The sequence below is a fragment of the Providencia sp. PROV004 genome (assembly GCF_011045615.1).
GTDB classification, from domain to species: Bacteria; Pseudomonadota; Gammaproteobacteria; order Enterobacterales; family Enterobacteriaceae; genus Providencia; species Providencia rettgeri.
Genome location: NZ_CP042859.1, coordinates 4,083,005 through 4,095,677 on the forward strand (window position 1 = coordinate 4,083,005; position 12,673 = coordinate 4,095,677).

Sequence of the window (12,673 nt, forward strand, 5' to 3'; positions counted from 1 at the left end):
ACATTTTGCAGGGAATTCCATGACTGGACAGCGCATTGGGTATATCAGGGTCAGCACCTTCGACCAGAACCCGGAACGGCAACTGGAAGGCGTCAAGGTTGATCGCGCTTTTAGCGACAAGGCATCCGGCAAGGATGTCAAGCGTCCGCAACTGGAAGCGCTGATAAGCTTCGCCCGCACCGGCGACACCGTGGTGGTGCATAGCATGGATCGCCTGGCGCGCAATCTCGATGATTTGCGCCGGATCGTGCAAACGCTGACACAACGCGGCGTGCATATCGAATTCGTCAAGGAACACCTCAGTTTTACTGGCGAAGACTCTCCGATGGCGAACCTGATGCTCTCGGTGATGGGCGCGTTCGCCGAGTTCGAGCGCGCCCTGATCCGCGAGCGTCAGCGCGAGGGTATTGCGCTCGCCAAGCAACGCGGGGCTTACCGTGGCAGGAAGAAATCCCTGTCGTCTGAGCGTATTGCCGAACTGCGCCAACGTGTCGAGGCTGGCGAGCAAAAGACCAAGCTTGCTCGTGAATTCGGAATCAGTCGCGAAACCCTGTATCAATACTTGAGAACGGATCAGTAAATATGCCACGTCGTTCCATCCTGTCCGCCGCCGAGCGGGAAAGCCTGCTGGCGTTGCCGGACTCCAAGGACGACCTGATCCGACATTACACATTCAACGATACCGACCTCTCGATCATCCGACAGCGGCGCGGGCCAGCCAATCGGCTGGGCTTCGCGGTGCAGCTCTGTTACCTGCGCTTTCCCGGCGTCATCCTGGGCGTCGATGAACTACCGTTCCCGCCCTTGTTGAAGCTGGTCGCCGACCAGCTCAAGGTCGGCGTCGAAAGCTGGAACGAGTACGGCCAGCGGGAGCAGACCCGGCGCGAGCACCTGAGCGAGCTGCAAACCGTGTTCGGTTTCCGGCCCTTCACCATGAGCCATTACCGGCAGGCCGTCCAGATGCTGACCGAGCTGGCGATGCAAACCGACAAAGGCATCGTGCTGGCCAGCGCCTTGATCGGGCACCTGCGGCGGCAGTCGGTCATTCTGCCCGCCCTCAACGCCGTCGAGCGGGCGAGTGCCGAGGCGATCACCCGTGCTAACCGGCGCATCTACGACGCCTTGGCCGAACCACTGGCGGACGCGCATCGCCGCCGCCTCGACGATCTGCTCAAGCGCCGGGACAACGGCAAGACGACCTGGTTGGCTTGGTTGCGCCAGTCTCCGGCCAAGCCAAATTCGCGGCATATGCTGGAACACATCGAACGCCTCAAGGCATGGCAGGCACTCGATCTGCCTACCGGCATCGAGCGGCTGGTTCACCAGAACCGCCTGCTCAAGATTGCCCGCGAGGGCGGCCAGATGACACCCGCCGACCTGGCCAAATTCGAGCCGCAACGGCGCTACGCCACTCTCGTGGCGCTGGCCACCGTCACCGACGAAATCATCGACCTGCACGACCGCATCCTGGGTAAGCTGTTTAACGCTGCCAAGAATAAGCATCAGCAGCAGTTCCAGGCGTCAGGCAAGGCCATCAACGCCAAGGTACGTCTGTACGGGCGCATCGGTCAGGCGCTGATCGACGCCAAGCAATCAGGCCGCGATGCGTTTGCCGCCATCGAGGCCGTCATGTCCTGGGATTCCTTTGCCGAGAGCGTCACCGAGGCGCAGAAGCTCGCGCAACCCGATGACTTCGATTTCCTGCATCGCATCGGCGAGAGCTACGCCACCCTGCGCCGCTATGCACCGGAATTCCTTGCCGTGCTCAAGCTGCGGGCCGCGCCCGCCGCCAAAAACGTGCTTGATGCCATTGAGGTGCTGCGCGGCATGAACACCGACAACGCCCGCAAGCTGCCAGCCGATGCACCGACCGGCTTCATCAAGCCGCGCTGGCAGAAACTGGTGATGACCGACGCCGGCATCGACCGGCGCTACTACGAACTGTGCGCGCTGTCCGAGTTGAAGAACTCCCTGCGCTCGGGCGACATCTGGGTGCAGGGTTCACGCCAGTTCAAGGACTTCGAGGACTACCTGGTACCGCCCGAGAAGTTCACCAGCCTCAAGCAGTCCAGCGAATTGCCGCTGGCCGTGGCCACCGACTGCGAACAATATCTGCATGAGCGGCTGACGCTGCTGGAAGCACAACTTGCCACCGTCAACCGCATGGCGGCAGCCAACGACCTGCCGGATGCCATCATCACCGAGTCGGGCTTGAAGATCACGCCGCTGGATGCGGCGGTGCCCGACACCGCGCAGGCGCTGATAGACCAGACAGCCATGGTCCTGCCGCACGTCAAGATCACCGAACTGCTGCTCGAAGTCGATGAGTGGACGGGCTTCACCCGGCACTTCACGCACTTGAAATCGGGCGATCTGGCCAAGGACAAGAACCTGTTGTTGACCACGATCCTGGCCGACGCGATCAACCTGGGCCTGACCAAGATGGCCGAGTCCTGCCCCGGCACGACCTACGCGAAGCTCGCTTGGCTGCAAGCCTGGCATACCCGCGACGAAACGTACTCGACAGCGTTGGCTGAACTGGTCAACGCTCAGTTTCGGCATCCCTTTGCCGGGCACTGGGGCGATGGCACCACATCATCATCGGACGGACAGAATTTCCGAACCGCTAGCAAGGCAAAGAGCACGGGGCACATCAACCCAAAATATGGCAGCAGCCCAGGACGGACTTTCTACACCCACATCTCCGACCAATACGCGCCATTCCACACCAAGGTGGTCAATGTCGGCCTGCGCGACTCAACCTACGTGCTCGACGGCCTGCTGTACCACGAATCCGACCTGCGGATCGAGGAGCACTACACCGACACGGCGGGCTTCACCGATCACGTCTTCGCCCTGATGCACCTCTTGGGCTTCCGCTTCGCGCCGCGCATCCGCGACCTGGGCGACACCAAGCTCTACATCCCGAAGGGCGATGCCGCCTATGACGCGCTCAAGCCGATGATCGGCGGCACGCTCAACATCAAGCACGTCCGCGCCCATTGGGACGAAATCCTGCGGCTGGCCACCTCGATCAAGCAGGGCACGGTGACGGCCTCGCTGATGCTCAGGAAACTCGGCAGCTACCCGCGCCAGAACGGCTTGGCCGTCGCGCTGCGCGAGTTGGGCCGCATCGAGCGCACGCTGTTCATCCTCGACTGGCTGCAAAGCGTCGAGCTACGCCGCCGCGTGCATGCCGGGCTGAACAAGGGCGAGGCGCGCAATGCGCTGGCCCGTGCCGTGTTCTTCAACCGCCTTGGTGAAATCCGTGACCGCAGTTTCGAGCAGCAGCGCTACCGGGCCAGCGGCCTCAACCTGGTGACGGCGGCCATCGTGCTGTGGAACACGGTCTACCTGGAGCGTGCGGCGCATGCGTTGCGCGGCAATGGTCATGCCGTCGATGACTCGCTATTGCAGTACCTGTCGCCACTCGGCTGGGAGCACATCAACCTGACCGGTGATTACCTATGGCGCAGCAGCGCCAAGATCGGCGCGGGGAAGTTCAGGCCGCTACGGCCTCTGCAACCGGCTTAGCGTGCTTTATTTTCCGTTTTCTGAGACGACCCCTAGTTGTTTGCGGTCTTGCGTGGCAGGGAGCAGGCATCTTTAACTTGCCTTTCACAGTGATGCTATGGACTATCATTAGATTAATTATCGTGGTATCGCTTGTATTTATTACTGGAAAATTCGGTCTATCAAGAGAGTTTACTTTCCCCGCAGCAGCAGTAGGTTTAGCTTTTAGTTTATTCCCTGTCCTTGATCATATTGCGTTAGGTTATTCTGCTAAAAATTTCTATGAAACCACTAATTTTATGGGGCAAACGGTTCGGGAATTTGGTGCCAGTAAAATTACGGTCTGGTGGGGTTCGATTTATGCCAAAATAGCCTATGCTAGCCTTGCAGGTTTAATTGGATATGGTGTTAAGGTCGCCACTGATGATTAAAAAAGAAAAACCAACTTGAAGTTGGTTTTTTTGGCACTGTTGCAAATAGAGATTTGAGTCGATGATGTTCCCTTTAAAAAGTACTTAGAGACCGAAAACCCTGTTGATTAGACACACTTCACCCTGAGGCTGACCATAATAAAATGACGATGCTTGTCCTTTACGTAGTGCACGCATGACTTCAATACCTTTAATTGTGGCATAAGCCGTCTTCATAGATTTGAATCCTAATGTGGCCCTGATGATCCGCTTTAGCTTGCCATGATCACATTCAATCACGTTATTTTTATACTTAATCTGCCTGTGCTCAAGGTCTGGTGGACATTTACCTTCCCGTTTTAACCGTGATAAAGCACGTCCATATGTGGGTGCTTTATCCGTGTTGATCACTTGTGGAATTTGCCACTTCTTCACATTATTTAAAATTTTTCCAAGAAAACAATATGCTGATTTGGTATTACGTCTAGAAGAAAGATAAAAATCAATGGTATCGCCACGTTGATCGACTGCACGATACAGATAAGACCATCGTCCATTCACTTTTACATAGGTTTCATCAATATGCCACGAGCTCAGATCTGTAGGATTACGCCAATACCAGCGTAAACGTTTTTCTATTTCAGGAGCATAACGTTGAACCCAACGGTAAATAGTCGTGTGATCAACATTCACACCCCGTTCGGCCAGCATTTCCTGCAGTTCACGATAGCTAATGCCATATTTACAATACCAGCGCACAGCCCAAAGAATGATTTCGCCCTGAAAATGCCGACCATGGAAAGGATTCATATGCTGCACCTTTAGCTAAAACAGTCTTCAGCTTACCATTCGTGGTTATTTGCAACAGTGCCGCTGACGCACACCATCGCCCACCGGGTGGGTCGCTATCTGGAACGGCAAGGCCTGCTGGAACGGGATGTCGAAAACAGCTATCTGGCCTCGGATGCGGTGGATGACGACCCGATGACACCCCTGCTGGGGCACTCGATCACTTACCGTATCGCTGTCGGTTCACAGGCGGGGCGAAAGGTGTTCACTTTGCAAACTCTGCCGACCAGTGGTGATCCGTTCGGTGACGGGATTGGCAAGGTAGCCGGGTCCAGCCTGCACGCCGGCGTGGCGGCCAGGGCCGATGAACGCAAGAAGCTCGAACGGCTGTGCCGGTACATCAGCCGCCCGGCGGTATCCGAGAAGCGGCTGTCGTTAACACGAGGCGGCAACGTGCGCTACCAGCTCAAGACGCCGTACCGGGACGGCACCACGCACGTCATTTTCGAACCATTGGATTTCATTGCAAGGCTGGCCGCCCTGGTACCGAAGCCCAGAGTCAACCTAACCCGCTTCCACGGGGGGTTCGCACCCAACAGTCGGCACCGGGCGTTGGTCACGCCGGCAAAACGGGGCAGGGGCAACAAGGTCAGGGTGGCTGATGAACCGGCAACACCAGCACAACGGCGAGCGTCGATGACATGGGCGCAACGGCTCAAGCGTGTTTTCAATATCGACATCGAGACCTGCAGCGGCTGCGGCGGCGCCATGAAAGTCATCGCCTGCATTGAAGACCCTATAGTGATCAAGCAGATCCTTGATCACCTGAAGCACAAAGCCGAAACCAGCGGGACCAGGGCGTTACCCGAAAGCCGGGCGCCACCGGCTGAGCTGCTCCTGGGTCTGTTTGACTGACGAGCCTGAAGGCCAACGATACCAATCAAAATGCTGCGTTCACAGCGCCGCGGCAGGGATCCGCCGTGCTGGTTGTCGGAAAAGGAGCCGCTAGTGGGAAAGAGGAGGGTAAATTTTCAGCGTTGCTGGCTCCCCGTCAGCCGGATTGGGTTGCATCGCAGGGGTGTCGAAAGAGTCAACTGCGGTCCAAAGCTGTTGGACTTGGGTGAAAAGGGCGTTTATTCTTCCTATACGTGCCGCGTTCCAGGCGGCGACTATGAGGGCTATGTCGATGCCCATGTGCGCCGGCTGGAGGCGCTACGCCGGGCCGGTATCGTCGAGCGGATCGACGCCGACCAATGGCGCATCCCCGATGATCTGGTCAGCCGTGCCGCCGCCCATGACGCCGGCCGAGACAGTCAGGCCAGCGTTCGCGTCCTTTCCCCGGTCGATCTGAACAAACAGATCGGATCGGACGGCGCGACCTGGCTGGACCGGCGGCTGATCCACGGCGAGACGGCCGACCTTGCGCCAACCGGCTTCGGGCAACAAGTCCGCGAAGCCATGGACCAGCGCCGCGAGCACCATATCGAACAGGGCGACGCCACCCGCAGCCGGGACAGCCGCGTCTTCTACCGGCGCAACCTTCTCGCCATCCTGCGGGAGCGCGAGGTAGCCGGCGTCGGATCGGATATGGCTTTGAGTAAGGGCCTGCCGTTCCGCGCCGCCACGGACGGCGAGAGCGTCAGCGGCAAGTTTACCGGAACCGTGCATCTATCGAGCGGCAAGTTCGCCGTGGTCGAGAAATCCCATGAGTTCACCCTTGTCCCGTGGCGGCCGATCATCGACCGCCAACTCGGCCGCGAGGTTATGGGCATCGTGCAGGGCGGGTCGGTGTCGTGGCAGTTAGGGCGGCAGAGGGGGCTGGAACGCTGAGTGCGCCCATGCCGCATTGCGAAGCAAAAGATAATCTGATAAAATGTAGCAATTCATATTCGTAAGCGTGGAGTAATCAGATGGGAAATTCCAAGTCAGCAGACAAGTAAGCCGCAACAACCAGTATTGTTGTTGCGGCGCTCTGTAAGGCTAGTCTCATCTGATTGCTGACGAGCAGACGTCGCCCGGTATTCCTTAATCTTAATCGAGGGTTGATTCGTCATGACCACCACACGCCCCGCGTGGGCCTATACGCTGCCGGCAGCACTGCTGCTGATGGCTCCTTTCGACATCCTCGCTTCACTGGCGATGGATATTTATCTCCCTGTCGTTCCAGCGATGCCCGGCATCCTGAACACGACGCCCGCTATGATCCAACTCACGTTGAGCCTCTATATGGTGATGCTCGGCGTGGGCCAGGTGATTTTTGGTCCGCTCTCAGACAGAATCGGGCGACGGCCAATTCTACTTGCGGGCGCAACGGCTTTCGTCATTGCGTCTCTGGGAGCAGCTTGGTCTTCAACTGCACCGGCCTTTGTCGCTTTCCGTCTACTTCAAGCAGTGGGCGCGTCGGCCATGCTGGTGGCGACGTTCGCGACGGTTCGCGACGTTTATGCCAACCGTCCTGAGGGTGTCGTCATCTACGGCCTTTTCAGTTCGATGCTGGCGTTCGTGCCTGCGCTCGGCCCTATCGCCGGAGTATTGATCGGCGAGTTCTTGGGATGGCAGGCGATATTCATTACTTTGGCTATACTGGCGATGCTCGCACTCCTAAATGCGGGTTTCAGGTGGCACGAAACCCGCCCTCTGGATCAAGTCAAGACGCGCCGATCTGTCTTGCCGATCTTCGCGAGTCCGGCTTTTTGGGTTTACACTGTCGGCTTTAGCGCCGGTATGGGCACCTACTTCGTCTTCTTCTCGACGGCTCCCCGTGTGCTCATAGGCCAAGCGGAATATTCCGAGATCGGATTCAGCTTTGCCTTCGCCACTGTCGCGCTTGTAATGATCGTGACAACCCGTTTCGCGAAGTCCTTTGTCGCCAGATGGGGCATCGCAGGATGCGTGGCGCGTGGGATGGCGTTGCTTGTTTGCGGAGCGGTCCTGTTGGGGATCGGCGAACTTTACGGCTCGCCGTCATTCCTCACCTTCATCCTACCGATGTGGGTTGTCGCGGTCGGTATTGTCTTCACGGTGTCCGTTACCGCGAACGGCGCTTTGGCAGAGTTCGACGACATCGCGGGATCAGCGGTCGCGTTCTACTTCTGCGTTCAAAGCCTGATAGTCAGCATTGTCGGGACATTGGCGGTGGCACTTTTAAACGGTGACACAGCGTGGCCCGTGATCTGTTACGCCACGGCGATGGCGGTACTGGTTTCGTTGGGGCTGGTGCTCCTTCGGCTCCGTGGGGCTGCCACCGAGAAGTCGCCAGTCGTCTAACCGACGACTGGTAGCAGGCCCGCTCCGATGCGGCGCACTAACCATCGAAACCTCGTGAATGTCGGTATCCTGTCTGGCAGGATACCGCTCATTTCCCTTGTTCAGTTCATCGCCGTCGCCGAGCATCTGAATTTTCGGCATGCGGCCAAGGCACTTGGTATCAGCCAGTCGAGCGTCAGCGCGCGTGTGAAAGCGCTGGAGGATAACCTTGGTGTCCTGCTATTTGAGCGCCATGCGCGGGGCGTTCGGCTAACAGACGCAGGCAGGCACTTCATGGAGCGTGTCACGGCGGGTGTCGATCAACTCGATCACGCAGTGAAGACCGCGGAGTGACGGGCACTGGCTGGCAATGTCTAGCAACGGCAGGCATTTCGGCTGAGGGTAAAAGAACTTTCCGCTAAGCGATAGACTGTATGTAAACACAGTATTGCAAGGACGCGGAACATGCCTCATGTGGCGGCCAGGACGGCCAGCCGGGATCGGGATACTGGTCGTTACCAGAGCCACCGACCCGAGCAAACCCTTCTCTATCAGATCGTTGACGAGTATTACCCGGCATTCGCTGCGCTTATGGCAGAGCAGGGAAAGGAATTGCCGGGCTATGTGCAACGGGAATTTGAAGAATTTCTCCAATGCGGGCGGCTGGAGCATGGCTTTCTACGGGTTCGCTGCGAGTCTTGCCACGCCGAGCACCTGGTCGCTTTCAGCTGTAAGCGTCGCGGTTTCTGCCCGAGCTGTGGGGCGCGGCGGATGGCCGAAAGTGCCGCCTTGCTGGTTGATGAAGTACTGCCTGAACAACCCATGCGTCAGTGGGTGTTGAGCTTCCCGTTTCAGCTGCGTTTCCTGTTTGCCAGCCGGCCCGAGATCATGGGGTGGGTGCTGGGCATCGTTTACCGCGTCATTGCCACGCACCTGGTCAAGAAAGCGGGCCATACCCACCAAGTGGCCAAGACGGGCGCGGTCACCCTGATCCAGCGTTTTGGATCGGCGCTCAATCTGAATGTTCACTTCCACATGCTGTTTCTCGACGGTGTGTATGTCGAGCAATCCCACGGCTCAGCGCGTTTCCGCTGGGTCAAGGCGCCGACCAGCCCAGAGCTCACCCAGCTGACGCACACCATCGCCCACCGGGTGGGTCGCTATCTGGAACGGCAAGGCCTGCTGGAACGGGATGTCGAAAACAGCTATCTGGCCTCGGATGCGGTGGATGACGACCCGATGACACCCCTGCTGGGGCACTCGATCACTTACCGTATCGCTGTCGGTTCACAGGCGGGGCGAAAGGTGTTCACTTTGCAAACTCTGCCGACCAGTGGTGATCCGTTCGGTGACGGGATTGGCAAGGTAGCCGGGTTCAGCCTGCACGCCGGCGTGGCGGCCAGGGCCGATGAACGCAAGAAGCTCGAACGGCTGTGCCGGTACATCAGCCGCCCGGCGGTATCCGAGAAGCGGCTGTCGTTAACACGAGGCGGCAACGTGCGCTACCAGCTCAAGACGCCGTACCGGGACGGCACCACGCACGTCATTTTCGAACCATTGGATTTCATTGCAAGGCTGGCCGCCCTGGTACCGAAGCCCAGAGTCAACCTAACCCGCTTCCACGGGGTGTTCGCACCCAACAGTCGGCACCGGGCGTTGGTCACGCCGGCAAAACGGGGCAGGGGCAACAAGGTCAGGGTGGCTGATGAACCGGCAACACCAGCACAACGGCGAGCGTCGATGACATGGGCGCAACGGCTCAAGCGTGTTTTCAATATCGACATCGAGACCTGCAGCGGCTGCGGCGGCGCCATGAAAGTCATCGCCTGCATTGAAGACCCTATAGTGATCAAGCAGATCCTTGATCACCTGAAGCACAAAGCCGAAACCAGCGGGACCAGGGCGTTACCCGAAAGCCGGGCGCCACCGGCTGAGCTGCTCCTGGGTCTGTTTGACTGACGAGCCTGAAGGCCAACGATACCAATCAAAATGCTGCGTTCACAGCGCCGCGGCAGGGATCCGCCGTGCTGGTTGTCGGAAAAGGAGCCGCTAGTGGGAAAGAGGAGGGTAAATTTTCAGCGTTGCTGGCTCCCCGTCAGCCGGATTGGGTTGCATCGCAGGGGTGTCGAAAGAGTCAACTGCGGTCCAAAGCTGTTGGACTTGGGTGAAAAGGGCGTTTATTCTTCCTATACGTTGTCGGCAGCGGGCCAAAAAGGAATACGTCCATGCCCATCGAGGTGAAACCGGCTGTGAGCGCGGGTTCAAGCATATAGCCCGACAGGCGCGTATCCTTGCCGATCACGACACGATGGCGGTGGTCACCGCGACGAAAGACACGGCCAGCCGCCATGCCGACGCGCAAGGCGGTTTCCGCCGTCATCGCGCCTTCGTTGGCTTTGCCACGAATACCGTCTGTGCCGAAATATTTGCGCACCATAAGGTCGATTATCCTGTCGTCGGGTCGCCCTCAAAGGGGACATGCCTGCTGAACCGCGAATATAGAGAAATATCCCGAATGTGCAGTTAACGAATTCTTGCGGTTTCTTTCAGCGCCGCCAATACCGCCAGCCCGTCGCGCAAGGGGCGCGGCTCGTGTGTGCGGATGAAGTCAGCTCCACCTGCGGCGGCGGCAAGCTCTGCAGCGAGTGTCGCGGCCCCGACATCCCCCGGACCACGGCCTGTGAGCGCGCGCAGAAAGGATTTGCGCGAAACAGACAGAAGCACCGGCAAATCGAAGCGCAGCCGCAATTCATCGAACCGCGCCAGCACCGAGAGCGAGGTTTCGGGAGCAGCCCCCAGAAAAAACCCCATGCCGGGATCAAGGACAAGGCGGTTGCGTTTGATACCGGCACCCGTCAGCGCCGCGATGCGCGCGTCAAAGAACGCCGCAATGTGATCCATGATGTCGCCAGCGGGTGCCTCGCGCCGATCTGCCTGCCCGTCTTGCACCGAATGCATAACGACGAGTTTGGCAGATGATTTCGCCAATTGCGGATAGAACGCAGCGTCTGGAAAACCGCGAATATCATTGAGATAGGCCACACCACGCGACAAGGCATAGGCTTGCGTCGCGGGTTGATAACTGTCGAGCGAGACGGGAATGCCATCTGCCTTGAGCACGTCCAGCACCGGCGCGATACGCGCGATTTCTGTGTCGGACGAAACAGGCGCGGCGTCGGGATTGCTGGATGCCGGACCGAGGTCGATCACATCTGCCCCCTCGGCCATCAGCTTACGCGCCTGCGCAATGGCTGCGTCTGGCGCCAGATACCGGCCTCCATCGGAGAAACTGTCCGAGGTTATGTTGACGATGCCGAAAATGATGAGCGATTTATTCATGGGGGCTTCTATAATAATCTCTGTACACGACAAAAATAGATAACTCATTGAAATAATGTCACAATAATTGTTTTCTAACGACGAATACTATGACACATCTCAATGAGTTATATCTTATCTTAAACAAATCTCTAAAATGGAACAAGTCACATTTAAAGTGCTTTGCGCTCATCATGCTTGTGATTATTTTAAAGCAAACATGTAATCTTTCTTCTGCATCTAAAGCCTTGCCCATCAAGTGTTTACCACAATCATTTTATCGACGTATGCAGCGCTTCTTTGCAGGTCAGTATTTTGATTATCGTCAAATTTCTCAGTTGATTTTCAATATGTTTTCATTCGACCAAGTGCAACTGACTTTAGATAGAACCAATTGGAAATGGGGAAAACGAAATATTAATATCCTGATGCTCGCAATCGTTTATCGTGGAATAGCGATACCTATCCTTTGGACATTGCTTAATAAACGTGGAAATTCAGATACGAAAGAGCGTATTGCTTTGATTCAACGCTTTATAGCCATTTTTGGTAAAGACCGTATTGTGAATGTGTTCGCAGACAGAGAGTTTATCGGTGAGCAGTGGTTTACATGGTTAATTGAACAAGACATCAACTTCTGCATTCGTGTTAAAAAAACTTCATTGTCACCAATCATTTAGGAAAGAATCATAAAATTAGTGATTTATTTCGCCATCTTAAAGTTGGTCAAATTGAATGTCGTAAACGACGGATTTTGGTTGGTCGGGTGAAACTATATATAAGTGCACTACAGTTAGAAAATGGAGAGCTTTTACTCGTCGTTTCTCCTCAGTTTAATGCCAATGCTATTCAGGATTATGCATTACGCTGGGAAATTGAAACCTTATTCAGTTGTCTCAAAGGACGCGGGTTTAATCTTGAAAATACGCGCTTGACAGACCCTAGACGAGTGAAAAAATTGATTGCGGTGTTAGCTATAAGCTTCTGTTGGTGTTACTTAACGGGTGAATGGCAACATAATCAAAAAAAAGCGATAAAAATAAAGAAGCATGGACGACTCTCAATGAGTTTATTTCGCTATGGTTTAGACTATGTTCAAATGGCGATTCAGCGTTTAATTGGTTTTGGGAAAAAAGAAGAGTTTAAGGAAATTTTGGCAATTTTAAGAAAGCAGAATCCTGATAGGATAAGGGTTCTGTGAAATTTGTCGTGTACAGAGTATAATAATAATAATCGAGCATGAGTCTCATACGGATGCTCGGGTCGAAAGGGAATCCCCAGGCGAGTAACCTGTTTGCGGTGATCCATTAGCTGCAGGAGCAGAAGAGCATACATCTGGAAGCAAAGCCAGGAAAGCGGCCTATGGAGCTGTGCGGCAGCGCTCAGTAGGCAATTTT

11 protein-coding genes and 1 pseudogene are annotated in these 12,673 nt (G+C 56.3%); 9 read left to right on the forward strand and 3 right to left on the reverse strand.

Annotated features, from left to right (window positions below):
• Window positions 1-19 precede the first annotated feature (19 nt).
• From FVA69_RS18790 to FVA69_RS18800, 3 genes are read left to right on the forward strand one after another with little or no spacing between them, the layout of a single operon-like run.
• Window positions 20-580 carry a recombinase family protein gene (locus tag FVA69_RS18790; protein WP_000147567.1) on the forward strand — a complete coding sequence of 187 codons (561 nt, stop codon included), beginning with the start codon at window positions 20-22 and terminating at the stop codon, window positions 578-580.
• A gap of 2 nt (window positions 581-582) precedes the next feature.
• Window positions 583-3,534, forward strand: coding sequence for a Tn3-like element TnAs3 family transposase (locus FVA69_RS18795; protein WP_015344976.1), 2,952 nt, complete (start codon window positions 583-585; stop codon window positions 3,532-3,534).
• A complete protein-coding gene (locus FVA69_RS18800) occupies window positions 3,468-3,944 on the forward strand; it encodes a hypothetical protein (RefSeq protein WP_223171565.1) in 477 nt (158 codons plus the stop codon). The genes FVA69_RS18795 and FVA69_RS18800 overlap by 67 nt, the downstream gene beginning before the upstream one ends.
• Window positions 3,945-4,028: 84 nt before the next feature.
• Here the strand turns inward: FVA69_RS18800 and FVA69_RS18805 are convergent, their stop codons facing one another.
• Window positions 4,029-4,733: an IS6-like element IS1006 family transposase gene (locus tag FVA69_RS18805; protein ID WP_001067784.1), complete on the reverse strand. Its 705-nt coding sequence runs from the start codon at window positions 4,731-4,733 to the stop codon at window positions 4,029-4,031.
• A 63-nt stretch (window positions 4,734-4,796) separates the two neighbouring features.
• On the opposite strand from FVA69_RS18805, the pseudogene FVA69_RS18810 reads away from it, so the two are divergent.
• From FVA69_RS18810 to FVA69_RS18830, 5 genes and pseudogenes are all read left to right on the forward strand, one after another.
• Window positions 4,797-5,627, forward strand: a pseudogene (locus tag FVA69_RS18810) (IS91-like element ISCR2 family transposase); the annotation flags it as partial.
• A 30-nt stretch (window positions 5,628-5,657) separates the two neighbouring features.
• The gene (locus FVA69_RS21440; RefSeq protein WP_001447541.1) at window positions 5,658-6,542 is read left to right on the forward strand and encodes a DUF3363 domain-containing protein; all 885 of its coding nucleotides are present in this window, start codon (window positions 5,658-5,660) and stop codon (window positions 6,540-6,542) included.
• A 222-nt stretch (window positions 6,543-6,764) separates the two neighbouring features.
• On the forward strand, window positions 6,765-7,979 hold the full coding sequence (floR, locus tag FVA69_RS18820; RefSeq protein ID WP_000214122.1) for a chloramphenicol/florfenicol efflux MFS transporter FloR: 1,215 nt from the start codon (window positions 6,765-6,767) through the stop codon (window positions 7,977-7,979).
• A gap of 27 nt (window positions 7,980-8,006) precedes the next feature.
• Entirely contained in the window at window positions 8,007-8,312 is a 306-nt protein-coding gene (locus FVA69_RS18825) for a LysR family transcriptional regulator (protein WP_001255015.1), read from the forward strand.
• Window positions 8,313-8,423: 111 nt separating this feature from the next.
• On the forward strand, window positions 8,424-9,917 hold the full coding sequence (locus FVA69_RS18830; RefSeq protein ID WP_015344975.1) for an IS91-like element ISCR2 family transposase: 1,494 nt from the start codon (window positions 8,424-8,426) through the stop codon (window positions 9,915-9,917).
• A gap of 175 nt (window positions 9,918-10,092) precedes the next feature.
• Here FVA69_RS18830 and FVA69_RS21775 read toward each other — a convergent pair whose 3' ends face one another.
• Window positions 10,093-10,395, reverse strand: coding sequence for a phosphoglucosamine mutase (locus tag FVA69_RS21775; protein ID WP_000251875.1), 303 nt, complete (start codon window positions 10,393-10,395; stop codon window positions 10,093-10,095).
• An 86-nt stretch (window positions 10,396-10,481) separates the two neighbouring features.
• The gene (sul2, locus tag FVA69_RS18845) at window positions 10,482-11,297 is read right to left on the reverse strand and encodes a sulfonamide-resistant dihydropteroate synthase Sul2 (RefSeq protein ID WP_164529213.1); all 816 of its coding nucleotides are present in this window, start codon (window positions 11,295-11,297) and stop codon (window positions 10,482-10,484) included.
• Window positions 11,298-11,386: 89 nt separating this feature from the next.
• Here sul2 and FVA69_RS18850 point away from each other — a divergent pair.
• A protein-coding gene (locus FVA69_RS18850; RefSeq protein WP_085940648.1) for an IS4-like element ISAba1 family transposase occupies window positions 11,387-12,477 on the forward strand; the annotation gives its coding sequence in 2 pieces (ribosomal slippage) (window positions 11,387-11,927 and window positions 11,927-12,477; 1,092 coding nt in all).
• Window positions 12,478-12,673: the final 196 nt, after the last annotated feature.